This window comes from Streptomyces justiciae (genome assembly GCF_015163075.1).
GTDB lineage: Bacteria > Actinomycetota > Actinomycetes > Streptomycetales > Streptomycetaceae > Streptomyces > Streptomyces justiciae.
Window position 1 is genome coordinate 413,074 of sequence record NZ_JADDXU010000001.1, and the last position, 22,272, is coordinate 435,345.

Annotated in this window: 20 protein-coding genes and 1 tRNA gene; 13 read left to right on the forward strand and 8 right to left on the reverse strand. The window is 72.3% G+C overall.

The features are described from left to right. Position 1: 1 nt before the first annotated feature. The 6 genes from IQ210_RS01860 to IQ210_RS01885 are packed head-to-tail and all read right to left on the reverse strand — an operon-like array spanning position 2 to position 7,634. Positions 2 to 742, reverse strand: coding sequence for a polysaccharide deacetylase family protein (locus tag IQ210_RS01860; RefSeq protein ID WP_194076101.1), 741 nt, complete (start codon positions 740 to 742; stop codon positions 2 to 4). Next, a complete protein-coding gene (locus IQ210_RS01865; protein WP_228046691.1) occupies positions 726 to 2,582 on the reverse strand; it encodes a murein biosynthesis integral membrane protein MurJ in 1,857 nt (618 codons plus the stop codon). Before IQ210_RS01865 ends, IQ210_RS01860 begins: the two co-directional genes overlap by 17 nt. Next, a complete protein-coding gene (locus IQ210_RS01870) occupies positions 2,579 to 3,907 on the reverse strand; it encodes an O-antigen ligase family protein (protein WP_194076103.1) in 1,329 nt (442 codons plus the stop codon). The genes IQ210_RS01865 and IQ210_RS01870 overlap by 4 nt, the downstream gene beginning before the upstream one ends. A 2-nt stretch (positions 3,908 to 3,909) precedes the next feature. Continuing rightward, a complete protein-coding gene (locus IQ210_RS01875; RefSeq protein ID WP_194076105.1) occupies positions 3,910 to 5,334 on the reverse strand; it encodes a sugar transferase in 1,425 nt (474 codons plus the stop codon). Next, complete coding sequence (locus IQ210_RS01880; RefSeq protein WP_194076108.1) at positions 5,331 to 6,500, reverse strand: glycosyltransferase; 1,170 nt, start codon at positions 6,498 to 6,500, stop codon at positions 5,331 to 5,333. Before IQ210_RS01880 ends, IQ210_RS01875 begins: the two co-directional genes overlap by 4 nt. Before the next feature lie 51 nt (positions 6,501 to 6,551). Continuing rightward, positions 6,552 to 7,634: a DUF3344 domain-containing protein gene (locus IQ210_RS01885; RefSeq protein WP_194076110.1), complete on the reverse strand. Its 1,083-nt coding sequence runs from the start codon at positions 7,632 to 7,634 to the stop codon at positions 6,552 to 6,554. 290 nt (positions 7,635 to 7,924) lie between these two features. Here IQ210_RS01885 and IQ210_RS01890 point away from each other — a divergent pair, with 290 nt between their 5' ends. The 7 genes from IQ210_RS01890 to IQ210_RS01920 all read left to right on the forward strand — a co-directional run bounded on the left by IQ210_RS01890 (position 7,925) and on the right by IQ210_RS01920 (position 12,713). Beyond that, a complete protein-coding gene (locus IQ210_RS01890; protein ID WP_194076112.1) occupies positions 7,925 to 8,164 on the forward strand; it encodes a chaplin in 240 nt (79 codons plus the stop codon). Positions 8,165 to 8,416: 252 nt separating this feature from the next. After that, a complete protein-coding gene (locus IQ210_RS01895; protein ID WP_194076115.1) occupies positions 8,417 to 9,154 on the forward strand; it encodes a hypothetical protein in 738 nt (245 codons plus the stop codon). Positions 9,155 to 9,323: 169 nt separating this feature from the next. Then, positions 9,324 to 9,611, forward strand: coding sequence for a hypothetical protein (locus IQ210_RS01900; protein ID WP_194076117.1), 288 nt, complete (start codon positions 9,324 to 9,326; stop codon positions 9,609 to 9,611). Between the two features lie 200 nt (positions 9,612 to 9,811). Then, entirely contained in the window at positions 9,812 to 10,309 is a 498-nt protein-coding gene (locus IQ210_RS01905) for a DUF5949 family protein (protein WP_194076120.1), read from the forward strand. Positions 10,310 to 10,547: 238 nt separating this feature from the next. Then, positions 10,548 to 11,063, forward strand: coding sequence for a hypothetical protein (locus tag IQ210_RS01910; RefSeq protein ID WP_194076122.1), 516 nt, complete (start codon positions 10,548 to 10,550; stop codon positions 11,061 to 11,063). 245 nt (positions 11,064 to 11,308) lie between these two features. Continuing rightward, positions 11,309 to 11,863 (forward strand): tyrosinase family oxidase copper chaperone, encoded by a 555-nt coding sequence (locus IQ210_RS01915; protein ID WP_194076124.1) that lies wholly within the window; start codon positions 11,309 to 11,311, stop codon positions 11,861 to 11,863. Further along, positions 11,847 to 12,713 (forward strand): tyrosinase family protein, encoded by an 867-nt coding sequence (locus IQ210_RS01920; RefSeq protein WP_194076126.1) that lies wholly within the window; start codon positions 11,847 to 11,849, stop codon positions 12,711 to 12,713. The genes IQ210_RS01915 and IQ210_RS01920 overlap by 17 nt, the downstream gene beginning before the upstream one ends. Before the next feature lie 70 nt (positions 12,714 to 12,783). On the opposite strand, the gene IQ210_RS01925 is transcribed toward IQ210_RS01920, so the two are convergent. Next, the gene (locus IQ210_RS01925) at positions 12,784 to 13,065 is read right to left on the reverse strand and encodes a chaplin (RefSeq protein ID WP_194076128.1); all 282 of its coding nucleotides are present in this window, start codon (positions 13,063 to 13,065) and stop codon (positions 12,784 to 12,786) included. A gap of 185 nt (positions 13,066 to 13,250) precedes the next feature. Between IQ210_RS01925 and IQ210_RS01930 the strand changes: the two genes are divergently transcribed. Further along, a complete protein-coding gene (locus IQ210_RS01930; protein ID WP_194076130.1) occupies positions 13,251 to 13,811 on the forward strand; it encodes a DUF2087 domain-containing protein in 561 nt (186 codons plus the stop codon). Positions 13,812 to 13,833: 22 nt separating this feature from the next. On the opposite strand, the gene IQ210_RS01935 is transcribed toward IQ210_RS01930, so the two are convergent. After that, positions 13,834 to 13,906: transfer RNA gene (locus tag IQ210_RS01935), tRNA-Arg, on the reverse strand. A 320-nt stretch (positions 13,907 to 14,226) separates the two neighbouring features. On the opposite strand from IQ210_RS01935, the gene IQ210_RS01940 reads away from it, so the two are divergent. The 5 genes from IQ210_RS01940 to ettA all read left to right on the forward strand — a co-directional run bounded on the left by IQ210_RS01940 (position 14,227) and on the right by ettA (position 22,269). Beyond that, on the forward strand, positions 14,227 to 15,834 hold the full coding sequence (locus tag IQ210_RS01940; protein WP_194076144.1) for a dynamin family protein: 1,608 nt from the start codon (positions 14,227 to 14,229) through the stop codon (positions 15,832 to 15,834). A 3-nt stretch (positions 15,835 to 15,837) separates the two neighbouring features. Beyond that, a complete protein-coding gene (locus IQ210_RS01945) occupies positions 15,838 to 17,820 on the forward strand; it encodes a GTP-binding protein (RefSeq protein WP_194076154.1) in 1,983 nt (660 codons plus the stop codon). A gap of 490 nt (positions 17,821 to 18,310) precedes the next feature. After that, positions 18,311 to 18,778 (forward strand): single-stranded DNA-binding protein, encoded by a 468-nt coding sequence (locus tag IQ210_RS01950; protein ID WP_194076166.1) that lies wholly within the window; start codon positions 18,311 to 18,313, stop codon positions 18,776 to 18,778. 275 nt (positions 18,779 to 19,053) lie between these two features. Then, positions 19,054 to 20,472 carry a Cys-Gln thioester bond-forming surface protein gene (locus IQ210_RS01955; RefSeq protein WP_256781043.1) on the forward strand — a complete coding sequence of 473 codons (1,419 nt, stop codon included), beginning with the start codon at positions 19,054 to 19,056 and terminating at the stop codon, positions 20,470 to 20,472. 132 nt (positions 20,473 to 20,604) lie between these two features. Beyond that, the gene (ettA, locus tag IQ210_RS01960) at positions 20,605 to 22,269 is read left to right on the forward strand and encodes an energy-dependent translational throttle protein EttA (RefSeq protein WP_194076176.1); all 1,665 of its coding nucleotides are present in this window, start codon (positions 20,605 to 20,607) and stop codon (positions 22,267 to 22,269) included. Positions 22,270 to 22,272 lie beyond the last annotated feature (3 nt).

Below are 22,272 nucleotides of genomic sequence, written 5' to 3' on the forward strand. Positions count from 1 at the left end.
CTCAGACCCCCTCGACGGGGCGGCGCCGCAGCCGGTGCAGCCGGTGCTTGAGGAAGAGGCGTACGGCGGTGTCGTTCTGCCCGATGTGGACGCGGGGCAGGGCCAGGGGGCTGTCGACCGGGCCGGGGTCGATGGCGCAGGCGTACCGGTACCCGGCCTCCCGTACGGCGTCGACGGCCCGCTGGTCGAGGGTGCCGTAGGGGTAGCAGAAGCCGCCGACCTCCGTGCCGGTGATTTCCTCCAGCACGGCCCGGCTCTCCACGATCTCGGACTTCAGCCGGAGGTCGTCGGCCCGGGTGAGGTCGACGTGGGTGAGACCGTGCGAGCCGATCTCGACGCCCGCCCGAGCCGCCTGGCGGATGCCGTCGGCGGTGAGCAGCGGCTTGCGCGGGCCCAGCGGGTCCCAGGCGTTGTCGCCGCCGAGCCGCCCGGGCAGCACGAAGAGCGTGGCGCCGAAGCCGTGCCGCCGCAGGACGGGCAGGGCGGCGGTGACGAAGTCGGCGTACCCGTCGTCGAAGGTGAGCCCTACGAGGTCCGTGCGGTCGGGCGCCGCCAGCAGATCGGCCACCGAGACTCCGCGCAGACCGCGGCGGCCGAGCCAGGTCAGCTGCCGGTCGAGACGGTCCGGGGTGACCGTGATGCGGTACGGGTCGTCGGAGCAGTCGCCGACCGAGTGGTACATCGCGATCCACGGAACGGTGCGCGATCCGGCCGGAGCGGCGGGATCAACGGGTGCGGCCATGCGTGAGCCTCCGCGTGAGGGTGCGTACGGGTCGGAGTGCGGGTACGACGCCCTGGGCGTCCAGCGCCCAGGCGAGCAGGACGAACACGGCGACCGCGGTCGTGCCGGCCGCGGCGAGCCCGGGCACGGCCGCCGGCACCTGCTCGGCGACGAACGTCCCCGCCACGGTCGCGATCACCGCCGCCCGCACCGGCTTGCTCAGCTCGCCCAGCACGCGCCGGACCCGGATCGGCACACTGCGCGGCCCCATCCCGGCGAGCAGCACCACGGCCGTCACGGTGATGCCGGAGGCGTTGGCGGCGGCGATGCCCAGCACCCCCCACGGCCCCACCGTCCAGGCGCCGATCCAGGACGTGGCGACGATGCCGGTGGCCATCGCGACGACCGGGTACCAGCTGGGGCGGGCCGCCGAGAAGTACGACCGCACGAGCACGCCGGTCAGGGTCTGACCGAGCAGCCCGAGTGCGTACACCCGCATGACGTCCGCGGTCGCGGCGGTGTCCCGGGCGGTGAACGCGCCCCGCTGGAAGAGGAGTTCGACGATCTGCGGAGCGCAGGCGATGACCACGGACGCGCCGAGCAGCAGCACGCAGGTGGCCAGCGCCAGATCCCGCTCCACCCGGTTGCGGGCCCGCTCGACGTCACCGTCGGCCAACGCCCGCGCGACCACCGGGAAGGTGACCGTGCACAGCATCATCGACAGCGTCATCGGGATCTGGGCGACCTTCTGCGCGTAGTTCAGATGCGAGATGGCCCCGGCGTCGAGCGTGGAGGCGAGGAACCGCTCGATGAGCGTCTGCGACTGCCGGCACAGCGCGAAGAGCAGGACGGTGGCGACGAGGGCGCCGGTGACGGCACGCTCGGAGTCCCCGGCCGCCGGCTCCTCGACGGCGGGCGCCTTCCGCCGCAACTCCCTGACGAAAGACGGCAGTTGTACGACGACCATCAGCGCGCCGCCGACGGCCACCCCGACCGCCGCCGACCGTACGCCCCACTGCCCGCCCAGCACGAACATCGCGGTGATGATGCCGACGTTGTACGCCACGTAGATCGCGGCCGGTGCGAGGAACCTGCGATGCGCGCGCAGGGCCGCGCTGCAGTACCCGGCGAGCCCGAAGCCGAGCACGCAGACCGCGGTGAGGCGGGTGCAGTCGACGGCGAGCGCCGGGTCGGGCAGGCCGGGCGCGAGGGCCTCGACGAGATAGGGGGCGGTGCCGGCGATGAGCGCGGACACGGCGACGAAGGCGAGCGAGAGGCGCGGCAGCGTACTGCCGACCAGCACCCGCACGGGGTCGCCGGGAGCGCCCTGCGCCCGCCGGGCGAGCGCGAGGCTGAACGCCGGGACCAGCGCGAAGGCCAGGCCGTCCTCGATGAGCAGCGTCGACGCGAACTCCGGGATGGTCCACGCGACGAGGAACGCGTCCGTCTCGCTCCCGGCCCCGAACAGCCGCGCCAACGCCTGATCCCGGGCCAGCCCGAGCACGGCACCGGCGGCGGTGAGGACGGCGGTGATGAGGGTGGCCTTGGCGAGGAAGCCGCGGGAGGCGGGGGCTACGTCGGTGGCGCCGGGCGCCGGTACGGCGGTGCGGGCGGCGGGGAGGGCCGGGGCGCTGACGGGACGGGGGGCGGCCTTGGCATGGGCCTCGGCGTAGGGACGGGCGTCGGAGTCGGCGCGGGGCTCGGCGTGGGGAAGGGCGTCCGAGTCGACATGGGCGAGGGTCTTGGCGCGGGTATCGGCGTTGCCGCGGGTGGCGGCCTTCGCGCGGGCGCCGGCACCGGGCTCAGCGCCCTTGGTGTCCTCCGCGTCGCCCCGAGGCAGCCGGGAAGGCGTCAGCCTCATCGCGCTGCGGCCTCCTCGGCGCGGGCGGGCACCGGCGGCGGCAACGGCACGGACTCCCGCGGGCCGCTCCCGACCAGCCCCCACCACGCCGCCAACCCGAAGCACACGGCCGTCAGCACGGTCGAGGGCCCGCCGATGTCCGCGTACATGAAGTCGGTCAACTGCCAGACCAGCAGCCCACAGGCGACGAGCCCACAGTCGAGCGCTTGCCCCGACAGGCGTACCCGCGCCAGCCCCCGCAGCCCGCACACCACCAGCGCCAACCAGCCCCCCGCCAGCGCCAGCAGTCCGATCAGGCCCTGTTCCGCGAGGATCAGGAGGTACATGTTGTGCGGGGACAGCAGCGGCTGCTTGCGGAAGGCCGCGCCCGCGCCCTCCGTGTCGCTGCCCGCGGACAGCGCGAGGGAGGCGTGGGCGTCCCGGTGTTCGGGGAAGCCCTTCAACCCGACGCCGGTCAGCGGCTGTTCGCGCCACATGTCGACCGCCGCCGCCCACATCGTGTACCGGTCGGTGACGGACTGGTCGGGTGCGTCGGTGACCTGCGTGATGCTGTTGACGCGTTCCTGGAGCATCGCCGAGCCGACGCCGAAGCCGCCTACGAGGATCACCCCGAGCGCGGCGACCACGGCCCCCACCTTCAGCGCCCGCCGCATCCCGGCCAGCACCAGCTGCACCGAACAGGTCACCGCGGTCGCGATCCACGCCCCGCGGCTGAAGGACAGGGCCAGCGGCACGAGCAGCGCCAGCCCACAGCACGCGGCAACCGCCCGCTGCCGTACGGCGGTTGTGCCCAGCGCCAGCCCCACCGCGCAGATCAGCCCGAAGCAGACGACGGTCGCCATCCCCATCACGTCCTGCGCCCCGAAGGTGCCGACCGCGCGGATCTCCTGCCCCTGGTACGAGGCACCGGTCCCGGTCAGGAACTGGTGCACGCCGATCGCCCCCTGCCACAGCGCAAGGCCGACGAAGGACCAGGCGAGGACGCGGAAGTCACCGCGGTGCCGGATGAGGAGCAGGACGGCCGCGGGGACGAGGACGAAGATCTGGAGGTAGCGGCCCATGCCGCTGATCCCGGCCCCCGGAGTCGCGGCGCCCGTCGCGGCGATCGCCAGCCCGACCACCGGCAGGCCCAGGATCACGGCGGCGGTACGGGACAGGGGGCGCCGCCGGTCCCGTACGAGACGGATCCCGCAGTACAGCACCATCAGCGCGGAGACCGCGTCGGCCGGACCCGCGCCGCCCTCGCCGCCCGGCCCGATCGGCAGCCCCAGCAGGGCGATCACGGCGATGGCCGGGAGGACCGGCAGTACCCGAGGCAGCCTCATGGTCAGCTCCCCGTCGGGCGGACGAGCGCGGCGGCGGTGCGGGCGAGGATGCAGATGTCCTGCCACAGCGACCAGTTGTCGATGTACGCGTTGTCGAAGCGGGCCCGGTCCTCGATGGAGGTGTCGCCGCGCAGGCCGTGGATCTGGGCGAGCCCGGTGATGCCGGTGCGCATCCGGTGGCGGGCCGCGTAGCCGGGGTACATCTGGCTGAACTTGCCTACGAAGTAAGGGCGTTCGGGGCGCGGCCCGACCAGGCTCATGTCGCCCCAGAAGACGTTCCACAGCTGGAGCAGCTCGTCGAGGGAGGTGCGTCTGAGGAAGCGGCAGAACCACGACATCTGGCGTTCGTTCGCCACGCTCCAGCGGGTCGCCGACTCGTGCTCGTCGACCGGGCGGTGGGTGCGGAACTTCAGCAGCGTGAAGGGCCGCCCGTCCTTGCCGATGCGCTCCTGCCGGAAGACGACCCCGGGCCCGTCGGTCAGCCGCAGCACCACCGCGCACACCAGCAGCAGCGGACTGACCAGCAGCAACAGCGTCCCGGCCACCACCACGTCCAGGAGCCGCTTGCCGGCACTGCCCGGCCGTCGGCCGCCCATGTCGAGACGCCGGCAGGCGTATCCGGCGAGCTGGTCGCGGGAGGCGTACGAGGGGGAGTCCGCGTCGACCTCCCACACCGCGCAGCCCGACTCGGCCAACGCCCGCAGCAGCGGCCCCTGTTGGGATCGTACCGAGGGGTGCACGACGAGGACGTCCCGGACGCCGTTCTGGATGAGCGCCCGCTCGACCTCCTCGCCGGTGGTCAGCACGGGCAGGCCGTCGCTGCCGTCGGGCTGCTCGGCCACCACGCCCACCGGTCGCACCCCGCAGCGCGGGTGGCGCAGCAGGCCGGCGGACACGCGCTGCGCGGTCGCGGCGGGGCCGATGACGAGGGCCGCGCGCGGGCGGTCGCGCAGGGCCGTGCGGCGCCGCCAGTGCACGGTGCCGCGGGCCGCGCAGGCGGCCGTCGACTGGAGCAGGAGACCGGTGGCGAGGGTGCCGTAGGACAGGGCGTACTGCGGGGTGTGTGCGGCGACCAGCGCGCCGAGCGCCAGCCAGGCGACCGCGATCCGGCCGCACACGGCGGGCAGTTCGTCGAGGACGCCCGGCACCGCGCGCGGCACCTGCGGGCGCAGCAGCATCGACGCGGTGACCAGCAGGGCCGCGAGCAGCGGCTGGTGCGCGGTGCCGGTGAGGGCGAGGGCGCCCAGCAGTGCGGCGGCCAGGTCCGCGGCGAGCAGCGGCACGGGCGATGCGGGCCGGGGCTGCGGGCGGCGGTGCGGGAACCGGAAACCGCCGGTGACGCCGCGCGAGGCGAGGACCGCGACGGGCGAGAAGCCGGGGTCGCGTGGCTGCCCGCCGGGCGAGGGGAGTGTGCTTTCCGCGGTCACGAGTGGATCGACTCCCTGTACTCGGAGGGCATGACGCGACCTGTCGTACCGAGCAGTTCGCGGTACAGGTCCGCCACCGCCTCGGTGGTGTGCCGCACGTCGTGCGTGGACAGGACGTGCCGGCGTCCCTGATGGCCGAGCGACTCGCACAGCAGCGGGTCGAGCAGCAGCTCGGCGACGGCCCCGGCGAGCGGCGCGGGCTGCTCCGGCGGGACGAGACAGTGCGGTACGAGACCCGGCGGCAGGCTCTCCCGGGCGCCGTCCACGTCCGTCAGCACCACCGGCCGCCCGCACGCCATCGCCTCCAGCGGGGCGAGCGCCATCCCCTCCCAGCGCGAGGGCAGGACGACCAGATCGGCGGCCTGGTACCAGGGGGCGGCATCGGCGACGGCACCGACGAAGAGCACCGACTCCGGTGCCAGAGCCCGCAGTTGATCCTGGTCGGGCCCGTCGCCGACCAGCGCGAGCCGGGCCCGCGGCACCCGCTCCAGCACCGCCTCCCACGCCCGCAGCAACACGTCCTGCCCCTTCTGCCGGCACAGCCGCCCCACGCACACGACGAGCGGGGCGGCGGGATCGACATCCGGCAGGAGAGAGGCTCGTACGGTGCCCACGGCGGCGGGGTGGAAGCGGGCGGGGTCGATGCCGTTGGGGACGACACTCCAGGGGGCGGCGATCCCGGCGCGTACGCCGGTCGCGCGCTCCGCCTCGCTCACGCACACCACCCGGGAGGCCCAACGCGCCCCCCATCGCTCCCACTTCAGGGCGAGCGCCGCGGTGGTCCCGCCGACCGCCTCGAACGACCAGGCGTGCGGCTGGAACACGGTCGGGATCCGCCCGCGCACCGCGAGCCGGCCGGCGAGACCGGCCTTCGCACTGTGTGCGTGCACCAGTTCGGGCCGTACCTCTTCGACCACCCGTGCGAGCCGCCGTACCTCCCCCGGCAGAGACGGCCCCGGGGACCGCGTCGCGGCCCAGTGCCGTACGTCGGCGCCCAGCGCCCGCAGCCCGTCCGCGAAGTCCCCGTCGGGACAGGCCACCGCGACCCGGAAACCGGCCGCGAGCTGGGCCCTCACCAGGTCCGTCACGACCCGGGCGACCCCGCCTTCCACAGGCTGCGTAAGGTGCAGGACCCGTGGCCGAGGGTCGGTTGCTGACTGGTGCATTGCGCGGTTTCCTCGCTCACGGATGGCACTCGGGACGGGCGGGAACGCGCCTCAACTGCGGGCGTCGACGGCGACGAAAAGCGCGCCGGCCCACGCCGCGTCCCGCTGGGAAACGAGCCGGAAGGCCAGCTGGTCACCACCGCGCCGCAGAGCCGTCCCGAGATCGAACACATCGGAGTCGTAGCCGAGGGTGTTCGCGTACGACGGGACGCGCGTCGCCGGCCGTTCGCCGGGCTCGCTGATCGTCGAATTCAGCACGTCGGTACCGGGGTTGGCGGAGTCGGCCAGTACCACGGGGGCCCGGCAGTCGGCCGAGAGGGTGAGGCTGTCGCCCGTTCGGCCGCGGTCGCCGTCGTAGGCGACGAGCCCCACCCGGCCGGAGGCACCCGCGGGGAAGCGCAGACCGCTCGGCGCGAGGTCCTGACCGGACGTCAGCGTGTCGAAGCCGTCCCAGAGGGCCACGTGCCGCAGCGGCTCCGCCGCCTTCTCGTACGCCACCACCAGCGTCCAGCCACCCCACGCGCCGGCCTTCGACTTCCCCATGGCCACGTTGAGCTGCGCGACCGTGTAGAGCCCCGAACCGCTCTCCCGCACCAGCTTCGTGACGTCCGCCGAGGCCTGATAGGCGTCCGCGCCCCGGTCCACCCGGTGGCCGACCAGGGTGTCGGCGAGGACCTCCTTGTACTGGCCGCCGGGCTCGGCGATCAGCACCCGCCCGTTGTCCTTCGGCGGCTTCTGCTCGCCGACGCGCAGGTTGCCGCCCCAGTACAGGCGCGCGTACGTGGCCCGGGCGCCCTCGGGCAGGCGGACCTCGGCGCGGGAGGAGTTGTAGGTGTTGGGGTCGGTGTCGACGTCGACGTAGAACATGTCGAGGTCGCCGTTGGCCGCCGTGCCGCCCTCGCGGACCGCCGGGCACGAGGGCTGGGCCGCGGTCACCCGGCAGCTGATGGCGGCGTTGGCCGCGCGGACGATCCCGCCGTGCTGGAGCGCGCGGTACCGCTCGGTGAACGGCAGGCGTTCGGCCTCCGGGGAGGGCGGGGCCGCCGCGAGGGCGCCGCCCGGTGCCCAGACGGAGACGAGGACGAGGGCTCCCACCGTCGCTCGGCGCAGCAGCGGACGCAGGGATTGGCGCATGACCGGGGTGGCCCTTCCGGGAGGTTGCGGGGCACAGGTGGCACGCCCGGGTCGTGGTGCCAGGGCGTCAAATGAGTGCGATTTGCTGGCTATAAGGGTGCGTCGGGAGGTCCGCAACTCTAGCCGCTATGCGTATTAATCCGGAGAAAGCAGACAAGTGTGTCGGAATGGTGAAGTCGAGCCCGTCGCGAGATCACCCCATTGGCGGCACAACTCCCGCGCGTGCCGCGCGTTGACACAGCGCCGGGCATCCGCCCGGGTGTTTGTGTCAACCCAAGGAGCACCTCTCCATGTCGCGTATCGCGAAGGGCCTGGTCCTTACCTCCGCTGCTGTCGCGGCCGTCGCCGGCGGCGCCGGCATCGCCGCCGCCGACGCCGGCGCGCAGGGCGCGGCCGCCCACTCCCCGGGCGTCCTGTCGGGCAACGTCGTTCAGGTTCCGGTCCACGTTCCGGTCAACGTCTGCGGTAACACCGTGAACATCATCGGTCTGCTGAACCCCGCCTTCGGCAACGAGTGCGTCAACGACTGACGTCCACTCGGACCCCTTCGCCGGCCGTCCTCCTGTGGTTCCCCCTCAGGAGGACGGCCGGTTTTGCGTTGCCCCGAGCGTTGCCCCGAATGGGGGGTGGTCGCGGCGACACGGTGAGCGGGGCTTGACAGGGCGTCTCACCAGGGATGACGCGCGAGCCGGACGGTCACGCCCCGCGTTCCCTCGGTTGCAGGGTGTGGCGAGCGCTTTCACGGTGGGCTCAAGATCCGCCCCCACCGAAAGGGAATCTCCATGCGTGCTCTGCCCGCACTGCGTCTCGCTTCCACCGCCGTCACCGCCGCCCTGCTGTTCGGAATCACCGCGCCCGCCGCGGTGGCGGCCGACCACGAGTCGAAGCGCGAGCGCGTCGAGTCGGCGGCCAAGGCACCCCTCCCGGGCGCGGACGCGCTCCTCGGCCAGGTCCAGACCCTGGGCAACCTCGGGTCCCTGCTCGCCCCGGTCACCGATGTGCTGAACACCGTGCTCAAGGCCGACGACGGCCAGATCTCGCCCGAACAGGCCACCCAGCTCCTGGACACGGTGAAGGCGGCCATCGCCAAGATCACCGCCGCGGCCCCGGTCCCGGTCCCGGAGACCCCGGTGACGCCGACGACCCCGTCGACCACCACGGCTCCCACCACCCCGCCGGCCACCACCACGCCGACCACCCCGGCCGCGACCGCGCCGGTCACCGGGCTGCTCCCGCTGCCCGCGACCAAGAGCGGCGACGACTCCAAGGCGCCGTCCGCGGACGCCGTCGGTGACGCGCTCGCCGCGCTGCAGCAGGCGGTCAGCGACCTGCTCGCGGCGGCCACCGGTGGCGACCCCACCAAGGTGATCCCGGCCGCGACCGCGGTCGTGGGCAAGCTCCTCAACGCCGTCCTCGCACTCCTGCTGGCCGGCGGCCTCCCGCTGCCGCTGCCGGTACCGCTCCCGGTGGACACCGGTGCCGCGACCGGCGCGGTCGGAGGCCTGCTGCCCACCTCCTGAATGCCATGACAGCCGTGGTGCGGGCCCGTCGGCCGGCACCACGGCTGTTTTGTTTTCCTATTGTTTTCTCTTGGGTCTTTCGGGTTGCAGAAAATTTCTGCGTGCGGGGTTTCCGGTCCGGTCAACAGTCGTTAGGCACGGTGTCAGAATTCTCTCTGAAAGGAACACGATGAAGTCCCTGAAGGCTGCCGCTGTAGTTGCCGGTTCCGTGGCTCTCGCCGGTGCCGCCGCGCCCGCGTTCGCCTACAGCGCCGCCGACGTCACGCCCACCAGCCTCACCGGTGCCGTGAACCAGCTCACCAGCGGCCGGCTCGCCCCCGCCGACGTGATGCCGCTCCAGCACCAGTCGAACGCGCTCGACACCGAGAACAAGGACTCCGTGCTCAACACCGTGAAGGGCGCGACCGGCACGCTGAACTCCAGCGGGCTGCTCGGCGGTCTGCCGGTGGGTAGCTGAGGTATTCCGCGCCCGCCGTACAAGGGTCGATTCCGCGTCGTACGGAATCGGCCCTTTGTTTTTCTGCGTGTATTCCGCGATGTGTTTTTCACGGCGTGTTCGAGAAGGCGTCCCTCGATCGTGTGGACCGTGTGCGGGATGTCGCCCGGTCGAGTGAGAACGGACGGGAACCCATTCGGACCCGTCGATATGGTCGCGCGGTGACCTCAACCTCAAGCGAAACCCGCCCCTTCAACGCCGCCGACCTCGGCACGCTCGTCGTCATGGCCTGGAGCGGCGAGGCCCCCGACGGGGACATGCCCTACCTCCTCGCCTACACCCTCGGGGACGCCGCGGCCGGACCGGAGGCCGCCACGGCCGCCGTGGAAGCGCTGCTGGAGAACAACGGCCTGCCCGTCGGCGGCGACCTCGTCGACGGCAACGCCCGGCCGAGCCTGCCGGTCAGCCTGCTCGTCGAGGCGGGTTCGGCCGTCGTCAACATGCCCGGCTTCAACGCGCAGTGCACCCCGCCGCCGGAGTGGCTGGAGGCCGTCGCCGAACGCGGCTTCGCCTACTTCGTGTTCACCACCCGCCCCTGGCCCGAGGCCGAGCCGGGCAAGCCCGTCGAGCCGGAGGCGCTGGCCGCGTTCGCCGGGGCGGACGAGACGCTGAACGCCGCGGCGCACATCGTGCTGCCGGCGCGGAGTCTGCGGGGCTGAGAGAACTGGGGCGGCAGGGGCCGAGGCGGCGTGACCGGGCCTCGGCCCCTCGGCATGCCGGCGCCGGTCCGCCGGTGGGCTTTGCGGACGAGCCGACTTTTCGGCCTGTTGATAGTCAGCCTATGGAGCCGTCGTACTACTGCGGCAGCCGGGGGAATCTTGCGCTGGTGACCGGCTCAGGATCGTTACGCGGTACGGACGTTGAGACCGCCGAACCCTGAAAGGGACCGTGCCTGAGATGAAGCCGACCACCCGCCGAACCCTTGCCGCCGTCATCACGGGCGTCGCTGCCGCGGTGGGCGCCGCCGCGACCCCCGCCGCAGCGGTGGACACGGTCCCCGTCCCGGTGCCGCTGGACGGAGTCGAGAAGTCCCTCAACGTGGAGCTGCCCAAGCTCGGCGGCGAGATCCCGCTGCCGATGCCGGGTGCCCCCGAGGGCCCGCAGTACGTCGAGGGACGGCTCCTCCCCGAGCGGGTCATCCCGCAGCTGCCGGTCTCCGGCGGGCTGCCCGGCGCCGGTCTGCATGCGCCCCTGCCGCACCTCCTCGGCGACGACTTCGACCACGTCGGCGTCGGCGCCCCCGCCTCCGACCTGCGCACGCTGGCCCCCGGCCTGTCCGTCGACGCCCCGCTGACCGCGCCGAACGCCGACAACTTCGGCCTCCCCGAGCCGAAGCTGCCCCAGGTGGGCGTGCTCACCCCGGTCCTGCAGACCGTGCCGGCCGCGAACCTGGTCGCCGGGCCCGGCCTCTAGACGCGGCGGCCCGCGCCCGCGTCGGGAGCCCGTACGGCTCCGGACGAGGCCCATGCCTGCCCCCGGGAGCCCGTACGCCTCCGGACGAGGCCCGTGCCTGCCCCTGGGAGCCCGTACAGCTCCGGACGAGGCCCGCGCCCGCCCCCCCGGGAGCCCGTACGGCTCCGTCCGGACCACCGGACGGTGACCGTGCGGGCTCCTTCTCGGTTACCGGTACGGATCGACCGAACCGGGAGGAGCACAGGATGGTCGTCAGTGTCGGTGGAGGCGGAGTCGGAGTCGGAGTGGCAGTCGGGGCGGACCCCTCGTTGGGCGGTCCGGCCGGACCCGGCCCGGTCAGGGGCGCGCTGCGGGGCGGTCGACGGGACGTCCTGCGCGGGCTGTTCGCCGCGGCAGGCGCGCTGGCGCTGGCGCCGCTCGTCGCCGCCTCCCGGCCGCCGCACGGCGCGGACGACCCCGGCGAGGTCGCCTTCGACGAGACCTACCGCGGCCGCCACATCCGCGGCATCAAGACCACCGCGGGTCGCGCCTCCGGCGCCGATCAGTGGCATGTCACCGTCGACGGCCGCCAACTGGAGCTGATGCGCCGCGCCGACGGCACCTGGCTGAGCATGGTCGACCACTACCGGTCGTACGAGACCCCTCTCGAAGCGGCCCGCGCCGCCGTCGACGAACTGGGGCCGGGGCAGCAACTGCGCGAGATCCCCATGGGACACGCGGGAACCATGAGCGGGATGGATGACATGGGGGGCATGGGCGAGATGGATGACATGGGGGGACACCATGGCGTACGTCCGTAAGGACGCGAGCACGCTCACGAGCGCGGAGAAGCGGCGCTTCGTGAAGGCGATGCTGGAGATCAAACGGCGCGGCGAGTACGACGAGTTCGTACGGATGCACATCGACTTCTACGTCACCGACGGCGAGGGCGGACTCCGTACGGCCCACATGGCGCCCTCCTTCCTGCCCTGGCACCGCCGGTTCCTGCTGGACCTGGAGCGGGCGCTGCGCCGGGTCGACGCGTCGGTGACCGTGCCGTACTGGGACTGGACCAAGGACCGCAAGGCCGGTGCCGGGCCCTGGACCAAGGACCTGCTCGGCGGCACCGGACGGCGCTCGGACCGGCAGGTGACGACCGGGCCGTTCGCCTACGCGACGGGCAACTGGACCATCAAGGAGGGCGTCACGGACGGGGAGTTCCTCACCCGGGACCTCGGCCGCGCCCGCGACCCGATCGAACTGCCGACCAAGGCCGAGCTGGAGTCGGCGCTCGCCGACCCGGTCTACGACGTCTCGCCCTGGGACTCGACGTCGGCGAAGGGGTTCCGCAACCGACTGGAGGGGTGGGGGAGCGGGCGGGGGTCCGCCGCCTGGCGCAATCACAACCGGGTGCACCGCTGGGTCGGCGGTGTCATGGTCGGCGGCGCGTCCGTCAACGACCCGGTGTTCTGGATGCACCACGCGTTCGTCGACCTGCAGTGGTCCCGCTGGCAGCGCCGGCATCCCGGCGCCCGCTATCTGCCCGCGAAGCCGATGGAGCCGGGCAGTGCGCAGTACCGGCGGATCGTGGCGCGGCACGAGAAGTTGCCGCCGTGGGACGTGACGCCGGACTCGCTGGAGGATGTCAGCAGGATCTACCGGTACGCGTGACCCCTTCCCGGGGGGCATGGGAAGAGCCCCGGCGCTCGGAGTGCCGGGGCTCTTCGGTACGGACGGGACGTCAGTCGCCGTAGCCGTAGCCGCCCTTGTCGTCGTGACCGTCGCTGATGTTGGCGCAGGTGTTGCCGAACGCCGGGTTCAGCAGACCGACCAGGTTGGCGGTGTTGCCGCACACGTTGACCGGCACGTGGATCGGGACCTGGACGAGGTTGCCCGACAGGACGCCCGGCGAGCCGACGGCCTCACCGTGGGCGCCCGCGTCCGCCATGGCCAGACCGGCGCCGCCGAGCGCCATGGCACCGGCGCCGAGGGCGACACCGGCAGCCTTCGCGATGCGAGACATCACGTTCTCCTTTTGGATCGATGACCGCGCGGCAGCAGGACGAGCCACCGCACTGCCGGTTCAACGCCGCCGCTCACCACTGGTAACGGCGATCATGTGCGGATCACCCTTTTTGAACAGGGGGTCGCCTGGAGGGGGCGGAAAATCGCTTAGCCGGGGTGTGGGCCCTCCACTAGCCTCCGGGCATGGCTACCGACCAACTCATCCGTCTGTTCACCGACGAGAACCGGGTGCGGGTCTTCGCCGCGGTCGCACTGGGGGCCGGTACCCCGGAGGAGGTCGCGCGGGCGGCCGGCGTACCCGCGAAGGAAACGGCCCTGGCCCTGCTGAAGCTGCGTGAGCAGGGGGTGGTGAGGGCGACGGCGGCGGACGCTGACGGGGGCGAGACTCGGCTGGCCGTCGCCTACGACCTGTTCCGTCAGTACGCGCGCGAGGATCGGGAGGCGACGCGGGCCGCCGGGAACCCGGGGTCGGGGGACGAGGACACCGACCAGCTCCTGCGGACCTTCGTACGGGACGGCCGACTCGTACGCCTGCCCGCGCAGTGGACCCGTAAGAAGCGGGTACTGAAACACATCGCCGAGCAGACCTTCGAACCGGGCGTCGAGTACCCGGAACGGACGGTCAACGAGAAGCTCCGGGCCTGGTGCGAAGACGGCGACACCGACCATGTGACGCTCCGGCGCTACCTGGTGGACTTGCAGCATCTGCGACGGAGCGAGGGAGTTTACCGGCGGGTGGCCTGAACATCGCATTGCGAGAAAAGGGCGCCCCCGGCAGGACTCGAACCTGCGGCCAAGCGCTTAGAAGGCGCCTGCTCTATCCACTGAGCTACGGGGGCCGGTGTGGTGGCCTCGTGTCTGGTGCCCGGGTGTGGGCTGATCCGTGACGTTGCCGGGGACAAGGATAGGGCTCCCGGATCCTTGTCCCTGTTGCTTCGCCTCCGTGGCTCAATGTGGAGGTTCGGTGAAGCGGTCCTGATAATCGCAGGCAGGTACGAATCGTGCATCGCTTTTGGCGTCTCACGCCACGGGTGTTGTGTACTCGTTATGCCTGGACTATGCCGTTGTCCCGGTCACCCCTTCCGTCCCTTGTGTCCTGTCGGCGCGCAGACATGCTCATATGCTTCAGAAATCCCCTAAAATTGGGCATTCTTCGCATGTGGTGACCTTGGACGTACGGCCTCAGCTGCTCGACGCACTCTCCGCCCTGCGCGACCGTGTCGCCGCCGCACGCTTCCCGCTGCCCCTCCCAGGGGCTCCACGCGCGCGTGCCAACCGCGACGAACTGCTCGCCCAGCTCGACGACTACTTGGTGCCCCGCCTACGGCAACCCGAAGCGCCTCTGCTGGCCGTGGTGGGAGGTTCGACCGGGGCCGGGAAGTCGACCCTCGTCAACTCCCTTGTGGGGCGCCGGGTCAGCGAGGCCGGTGTGCTGCGACCCACTACCCGCACGCCGGTGCTCGTGTGCCATCCGGAGGACCATCACTGGTTCAGCGGCATGCGGGTCCTGCCCGACCTCACGCGCGTGTGGGTGCCCCAGCAGGACGGCGGCGACGACCTGTTGCTGCCCGGCGAGGACCCCACGCGCGTGCTGCGCGTCGAGACCGCCGACACCCTCCCGCCCGGCCTCGCCCTCCTCGACGCCCCCGACGTCGACTCCCTCGTCGCCGACAACCGCACCCTGGCCGCCGAACTCATCTGCGCGGCCGACATCTGGGTCATGGTGACCACCGCCGCGCGGTACGCCGACGCCGTCCCCTGGCATCTGCTGCGCACCGCCAAGGAGTACGACGCCACCCTCGTGACCGTCCTCGACCGGGTGCCCCACCAGGTCGTCTCCGAGGTGTCGCGCCAGTACGCCGCCCTGCTCACCAAGGCGGGACTCGGCGACGTACCCCGGTTCACCGTGCCCGAGCTGCCCGAGTCCGCCTGGGGCGGCGGACTGCTGCCCGCCACCGCCGTGGCGCCGCTCAGGACCTGGCTCGTGCACCAGGCCCAGGACCCCGCCTCCCGGCAGCACACCCTCGCGCGCACCGCGCGCGGCGTCCTCGACTCCCTCAAGGCCCGCATGCCCGAACTCGCCGGCGCCGCCGCCGCCCAGTACGCCGCCGCGCTGCGGCTCACCGCCGCCGTCGACGGGGCGTACGACAGCGAGCACGCGCGCGTGCGGGGGCGGTTGCAGGCCGGGGCCGTACTGGCGGGGGACGCGCTCAAGCGGTGGCGGGCCTTTCCGCTCGACTGCTCCGCCGCGGAACTTCTCGACGCGCTCGTGGAGAGCCTCGCCGCGCTCCTGCTGTGCGCCGTCACCGCCGCCGACGAACGCGTCGACGAGGCCTGGCGGCGCGAACCCGCGGCGGGCGCCCCGGAACTCACCGGCCGGGACCCGGCACTGGAGACCCCCGAGCACCGGATCGGGCTCGCCGTACGGCGCTGGCGGCGCGAGCTCGAGGAGTACGCCGAGGAAGAGGTGCGCGACCTGGAACGGAGTGTCGCACCCGACCCCGAGGTGATCGCCGCCCTCGTCGCCACCGCGCTGCTCGGCGGCCGTCGCGCGCGGACCGCCGGTGAGGGCCTCGCCGAGCGCCTCGGCGCCCACGGCGCGCTGCGGTTGCGCGACCGGGGCGGGCGGCTGCTCACCGAGCACCTGGACCGGGTCGTGCACGCCGAACGCGAGCGCCGTCTCGCGCCGCTCGACGCGCTCGACGTACACCCCGAACCCCAGGCCGAACTCATCGCCGCGCTGTCCGTACTGCAGAAGGAGAGGTGACCGGTGACCGCCGTCACTGACCAGGACCACACCGATCACACCGATCGCGCCGATCACACCGATCACGCCGCTCATCCTGCTGATCACGCGGAGGAGGCCGTTTCCGAGGGGGGGAGCGGGGAGGACGGGGGTGGGGCTCCGGTGGAGGGTGGTGCCTCGGGCGCCGTAGAGGTCGTAGAGACGGAAGGAGTCGTAGAGACGGAAGAGGTCGTGGAGGTCGAGGAAAGCGTGGAGGGCGCGCACGCGCGCGTGGGGGACGACTCCTGCGGGCGTACGGACTCCTCCGGGGCCTGGGACGACGGGCTGATCGCGCGGCGGGTGAACGAGACCGCCGGGGGTGAGCCGGTCGCCGTCGTGGAGGCGCGGGGGGCCGGGGCGCCGGTGGCCGCGCCCTTGGCGTACGACGGGGCGCTGCGGTCGCGGCTCGACGCGTTGCGGGAGCTCGTGGGGCTCTCCCGTACCCGGCTCGACAGCCGGACGCTCTCCGAGGCGGGCCGGGTGCTCGACGAGGCGGCCGCGCGGCGCAGGCTGTCCGGGCAGCACACGGTCGTCGCCATCGCGGGCGCGACCGGCAGCGGCAAGTCGCAGCTGTTCAACGCGCTGGCCGGGGTGACGATCTCGGAGACGGGGGTACGACGGCCGACCACCGCCGCGCCCATCGCGTGCAGCTGGAGCGACGGTTCGGCCTCGCTCATCGAGCGGCTCGGCATTCCGCCGCGGCTGCGGCGGCGTCCCCTGCAGAGCGCCGAGATGGAGGCGCAGTTGCGTGGGCTGGTCCTTGTCGACCTGCCCGATCACGACTCGGCGGCCGTGCAGCACCGGGAGCAGGTCGACCGGGTCCTGGCGCTGGTCGATGCCGTGATCTGGGTCGTCGATCCTGAGAAGTACGCGGACGCGGTGCTGCACGAGCGCTATCTGCGGCCCATGGCGGGTCACGCGGAGGTCATGTTCGTCGTCCTCAACCAGATCGACCGGCTGCCCGGCGAGGCCACCGATCAGGTCCTCGACGATCTGCGGCGGCTCCTCGACGAGGACGGGATCGCGCTGGGGGAGTACGGCGAGCCGGGCGCGACCGTGCTGGCGCTGTCCGCGCTCACCGGCGACGGCGTGGGTGAACTGCGGGAGGCGCTCGGGCAGTTCGTGGCGGAGCGCGGGGCGCCCGCGCGCCGGATCTCCGCCGACGTGGACGCCGCCGCGTGGCGCCTGCGGCCCGTGTACGCGACCGGGCGGCGGACCGGGCTGAGCGAGGAGGCGCGGGACGAGTTCGCCGTGCGGCTCGCCGACGCGGTCGGCGCGACGGCGGCCGGGGAGGCGGCCGAGCGGGCCTGGCTGCGCAACGCCAACCGCGCGTGCGGGACGCCGTGGCTGCGGCTGTGGCGGTGGTACCAGGTCCGGCTCGAACCGGTCACCGGGCGGCTGCCGTTGCGCGCCCAGGCCGAGGAGGAGGCGACCGCGCGGCAGCGCGTCGAGCAGGCGGTGCGGACCGTCGCCGACCGGGCCTCCGCCGGGCTGCCCGCGCCGTGGGCGCAGGCGGTGCGGGAGGCGGCTGTACGGGGCTCGCAGGGGCTGCCCGAGGCGCTGGACGAGCTGGCGGCGCGGGCCGGACTGCCGCCGGGGCGGCCGCCGCGGCCGGGGTGGTGGCCGGCGGCCGTGCTCGCGCAGGCGTCCATGACGCTGCTTCAGATCGTGGGTGGGCTGTGGCTGGTCGGGCAGATCGTCGGCTTCATGGCGCCGAACCTCGGGGTGCCGGTGCTGCTGATGGTGGCCGGGATCATTGGTGGTCCGCTGGTGGAGTGGAGCTGCCGGATCGCGGCCCGGGGGCCGGCGAGACGGTACGGCATGGAGGCGGAGCGGCGGCTCCGGGAGGCGGCGGCCGGGTGCGGGCGGGCCCGGGTGCTGGATCCGGTGGCGGCGGAGTTGCTGCGGTACCGGGAGGTTCGGGAGCAGTACGGGAGGGTTTTGGGGGTGGAGGCCGGGGTGCGGTGAGGCCGGTTCCGTGGGTGGGGCGCGGCCGTCCGGTTCCCGTGGGTGGGGTGCGTTGAGCCGGTTTCGGTGGGTGGGGCGCTCGTGCCGGTTCCCCTCGGGGGCTGGGGCCGCCCGGTTCCCGAGGGCGGGTCGCTCGGGCCGGGTTCCTAGGGGTGGGGCGCCGGGCCGGGTTCCTACGGGTGGGGCGCTCGGGCCGGGTCCTCGTGGTTGGGGCCCTGGGGCTGGGTTCCCGGGGGTGGGTCGCTCGTTGGGGTGGCGGGGTTTTCCACAGGTGGGCGGTGGTCCACAGCGCTCAGCGGGCTCGGCCCGGCGGAGGCAGTCTGGCTCCACGGCGATCGCGGCGGACGCGGTCGACGGGACAGGAGACGGACGCAGCCGTACGGGACGGGCCCGTACGACGGACGCAGCCGTGCGGTACGAGCCGTGCGCGTGTCCGCCGTCCGCTATCCGCCCGGTGCGGAGGGCCGGCCGGGCGAGGGAGGGGTTCGAGATGAACGAGACGATCGTGTGTGTGGTGGGCAACGTGGCGACGCAGCCGGTGTACCGGGAGCTGGCGGCCGGGCCGTCGGCGCGATTCCGGCTGGCGGTGACCCAGCGCTACTGGGACCGCGAGAAGAGCGCGTGGACGGACGGGCACACCAACTTCTTCACCGTGTGGGCCAATCGGCAGCTCGCCACGAACGCGGCGGCCTCGCTGAACGTGGGCGACCCGGTGGTGGTCCAGGGCCGGCTGAAGGTCCGGTCGGACGTGCGCGAGGGGCAGAACTGGACCTCGGCCGACATCGACGCCGTGGCCATCGGGCACGACCTGGCGCGCGGGACGGCCATGTTCCGGCGCGGGCAGAAACCGGAGGCGGGGGCGGCGGACACGACCCCGGCCCAGCCGGAGCCGAACTGGGAGACACCCGTGGGTGACGGTGCCGGCCAACAGGAGCCGGAGCCCGTCGCGGTGACGTGACCTCAGTCGACCGCGGTGGACGGCGCCTTGTGCCGTACCGAAGTGCGGCTTATCGGCGAATGCTCCCTGAACTGCCCGGGTGGATTTGTCGATAAGCCCTGCTCGCGGGTGATCTTGGCGATAACGATTCCGAGTCGGATCGGCCGTGCGACCGCCTCACCGGGAACCGTGGTGCGGCGCTTCCTTAGGATGCCGAACGTGGCTCTCGGGGCTTCTGATTCTGCTGGTGGGACCGTTCCCCCCACGTCAACGGGTCCTGCCTGAAGGGGAATTCTGTGTTTTCTTCGCTCTCTGCGCCCAGCACGCGGCGGTCGGCACGCGGACGAGGGGTGGCCCGGCTCGTCGCCGGGACGCTGATGTCCGGGCTTGTCGCGGCCGGTGTGCTGGCCGGTGCCGGCACGGCCGCCGCCGGTGACGGGACGGCGCAGGTCCAGGGCGGGGCGACCGCGACCATAGGCGGCCTGAAGACGTACGGCACGGCAGTCATACACGACGACTCCGGGGACATGGAGGTCTCGGCGGGTCTGTTCGAGATGTCCGTCGAGGGGGGCGGCATGCTCCAGACGTACTGCGTCGACCTCTACAACCCGACCCAGCGGGACGCCAAGTACCACGAGACGCCCTGGAGCGGGACCTCGCTGGGCGCCAACCAGGACGCCGGCAAGATCCGTTGGATCCTGCAGAACTCCTATCCGCAGGTGAACGACCTCGCGGCGCTCGCCGCGAAGGCGGGCATCGGCAGCGGCCTCACCGAGCAGGACGCGGCGGCCGGTACGCAGGTGGCCATCTGGCGCTACTCGGACGGCGCGGACGTCGACGCCGCCGACCCGCAGGCGGAGAAGCTCGCCGACTACCTCCATGACAACGCCCGCGCGCTGGCGGAGCCCTCGGCCTCGCTGACGCTCTCGCCGGCCGCGGTGTCCGGTCGCTCCGGGGGGCTCCTCGGGCCGGTGACGGTGCACACCGACGCGGACAGCGTGACGGTGACGCCTCCGGCGGACGCCGTCACCAGCGGGGTGCGGATCGTCGGCAAGAACGGCATGGACCTCACGTCCGCGAAGGACGGCAGCCAGATCTTCTTCGAGATCCCCGAGGACGCGGCGGCCGGGTCGGCCGAGGTGGCTGTGCAGGCGTCCACCACCGTGCCGGTGGGCCGTGCCTTCACCTCGGAGAGCAGGAGCCAGACGCAGATCCTGGCCGGCTCCAGCGAGTCGACGGTGTCCGCGACGGCCAGCGCGACCTGGGCCGACAAGGGCGCGATACCGGCCCTCTCCGCGGCGAAGAACTGCGCCGAGGGCGGCATCGACATCACCGCGGCGAACGAGGGCGACCAGCCGTTCACCTTCGAGCTGCTCGGCCTGGAGCACACCATCCCGGCAGGCGAGTCACGGACGGTGACGATCCCGCTCCAGGAGGACCAGGCGTACGACTTCACGATCACCGGCCCGGCCGGGCTGCAGAAGCGCTTCACAGGCGTCCTCGACTGCCAGACCCAGGGCAACGAGACCGGCGACACCACCCAGACCCTCAGCGAACCGAGCCCGGCCACGGTGGGCGGCACCTCCACCGGCACCAACCTCGCCGAGACCGGCGCGTCCAGCGTGACGCCGGTGATCACGGGCGTGGCGGTGGCGCTGGTGGTGATCGGCGGGGCGGCGCTGGTGCTGACGCAGCGGCGGCGGACGCAGGACTGAGCGGAGCCGGAGGGCCGGGGAAACCCCAGGTCACAGCCCCACGACCAAACGGGTTACCACCCGAGGGTGGACGTCAGGCAAGATGGGGTGTATCTGCCCACTGCCAGATTTCAAGCTGCCGGACGGTTTCTCTTGGCTGAGTACATCTACACCATGCGCAAGACGCGCAAGGCAATCGGCGACAAGGTCATCCTTGACGACGTATCGCTGAACTTCCTGCCCGGCGCGAAGATCGGTGTGGTCGGCCCGAACGGTGCCGGTAAGTCGACCATTCTGAAGATCATGGCGGGGCTGGAGCAGCCCTCGAACGGTGACGCGTTCCTGTCGCCGGGGTACACCGTCGGCATCCTGCTCCAGGAGCCGCCGCTCAGCGAGGACAAGACCGTCCTGGAGAACGTCCAGGAGGGTGTCGCCGAGGTCAAGGGCAAGCTCGACCGGTTCAACGAGATCGCCGAGCTCATGGCGACTGATTACTCCGACGCGCTGCTCGACGAGATGGGCAAGCTGCAGGAGGAGCTCGACCACGCCAACGCGTGGGACCTCGATGCTCAGCTGGAGCAGGCCATGGATGCGCTGGGTTGCCCGCCCGGCGACTGGGCCGTCACCAACCTCTCCGGTGGTGAGAAGCGGCGTGTGGCGCTGTGCAAGCTGCTGCTGGAGGCCCCCGACCTGCTGCTGCTCGACGAGCCCACCAACCACCTCGACGCCGAGTCGGTGAACTGGCTGGAGCAGCACCTCGCCAAGTACGACGGCACCATCGTCGCCGTGACCCACGACCGGTACTTCCTGGACAACGTGGCCGGCTGGATCTGCGAGGTCGACCGCGGCCGGCTGCACGGCTACGAGGGCAACTACTCCAAGTACCTGGAGACGAAGCAGACCCGTCTCAAGGTCGAGGGGCAGAAGGACGCCAAGCGTGCGAAGCGCTTGAAGGAAGAGCTCGAGTGGGTGCGGTCCAACGCCAAGGGGCGGCAGGCCAAGTCCAAGGCGCGTCTCGCTCGCTACGAGGAGATGGCCGCCGAAGCCGACAAGATGCGGAAGCTGGACTTCGAGGAGATCCAGATCCCGCCGGGTCCGCGCCTGGGCAGCATCGTCGTCGAGGTCAACAACCTCAGCAAGGGCTTCGGCGACAAGCTCCTCATCGATGATCTGAGCTTCAGCCTGCCGCGCAACGGCATCGTCGGTGTCATCGGGCCCAACGGTGCCGGCAAGACCACTCTCTTCAAGATGATCCAGGGCATCGAGACCCCGGACTCCGGCTCCATCAAGGTCGGCGAGACCGTCAAGATCTCGTACGTCGACCAGAGCCGCGAGAACATCGACCCGAAGAAGACCCTGTGGGCCGTCGTCAGTGACGAGCTCGACTACATCAATGTGGGTCAGGTCGAGATGCCGTCGCGGGCGTATGTCTCCGCCTTCGGCTTCAAGGGCCCGGACCAGCAGAAGCCGGCCGGGGTCCTCTCCGGTGGTGAGCGCAACCGCCTCAACCTCGCGCTCACCCTCAAGCAGGGCGGCAACCTGCTGCTCCTCGACGAGCCGACCAACGACCTCGACGTCGAGACCCTCGGTTCGCTGGAGAACGCGCTGCTGGAGTTCCCGGGCGCGGCCGTGGTCGTCTCCCACGACCGGTGGTTCCTGGACCGAGTGGCCACGCACATCCTCGCCTACGAGGGTGAGTCCAAGTGGTTCTGGTTCGAGGGCAACTTCGAGTCCTATGAGAAGAACAAGATCGAGCGGCTCGGACCGGACGCCGCGCGTCCGCACCGTGCCACCTACAAGAAGCTGACCCGGGGCTGATCG

What these genes read in the sequence shown, in the direction of transcription:
- IQ210_RS01860 (WP_194076101.1), bottom strand. Translation starts at nt 742, where the DNA reads ATGGCCGCACCCGTTGATCCCGCCGCTCCGGCCGGATCGCGCACCGTT.
- IQ210_RS01865 (WP_228046691.1), bottom strand. Translation starts at nt 2,582, where the DNA reads ATGAGGCTGACGCCTTCCCGGCTGCCTCGGGGCGACGCGGAGGACACC.
- IQ210_RS01870 (WP_194076103.1), bottom strand. Translation starts at nt 3,907, where the DNA reads ATGAGGCTGCCTCGGGTACTGCCGGTCCTCCCGGCCATCGCCGTGATC.
- IQ210_RS01880 (WP_194076108.1), bottom strand. Translation starts at nt 6,500, where the DNA reads ATGCACCAGTCAGCAACCGACCCTCGGCCACGGGTCCTGCACCTTACG.
- IQ210_RS01885 (WP_194076110.1), bottom strand. Translation starts at nt 7,634, where the DNA reads ATGCGCCAATCCCTGCGTCCGCTGCTGCGCCGAGCGACGGTGGGAGCC.
- IQ210_RS01890 (WP_194076112.1), top strand. Translation starts at nt 7,925, where the DNA reads ATGTCGCGTATCGCGAAGGGCCTGGTCCTTACCTCCGCTGCTGTCGCG.
- IQ210_RS01895 (WP_194076115.1), top strand. Translation starts at nt 8,417, where the DNA reads ATGCGTGCTCTGCCCGCACTGCGTCTCGCTTCCACCGCCGTCACCGCC.
- IQ210_RS01900 (WP_194076117.1), top strand. Translation starts at nt 9,324, where the DNA reads ATGAAGTCCCTGAAGGCTGCCGCTGTAGTTGCCGGTTCCGTGGCTCTC.
- IQ210_RS01910 (WP_194076122.1), top strand. Translation starts at nt 10,548, where the DNA reads ATGAAGCCGACCACCCGCCGAACCCTTGCCGCCGTCATCACGGGCGTC.
- IQ210_RS01915 (WP_194076124.1), top strand. Translation starts at nt 11,309, where the DNA reads ATGGTCGTCAGTGTCGGTGGAGGCGGAGTCGGAGTCGGAGTGGCAGTC.
- IQ210_RS01920 (WP_194076126.1), top strand. Translation starts at nt 11,847, where the DNA reads ATGGCGTACGTCCGTAAGGACGCGAGCACGCTCACGAGCGCGGAGAAG.
- IQ210_RS01925 (WP_194076128.1), bottom strand. Translation starts at nt 13,065, where the DNA reads ATGTCTCGCATCGCGAAGGCTGCCGGTGTCGCCCTCGGCGCCGGTGCC.
- IQ210_RS01930 (WP_194076130.1), top strand. Translation starts at nt 13,251, where the DNA reads ATGGCTACCGACCAACTCATCCGTCTGTTCACCGACGAGAACCGGGTG.
- IQ210_RS01950 (WP_194076166.1), top strand. Translation starts at nt 18,311, where the DNA reads ATGAACGAGACGATCGTGTGTGTGGTGGGCAACGTGGCGACGCAGCCG.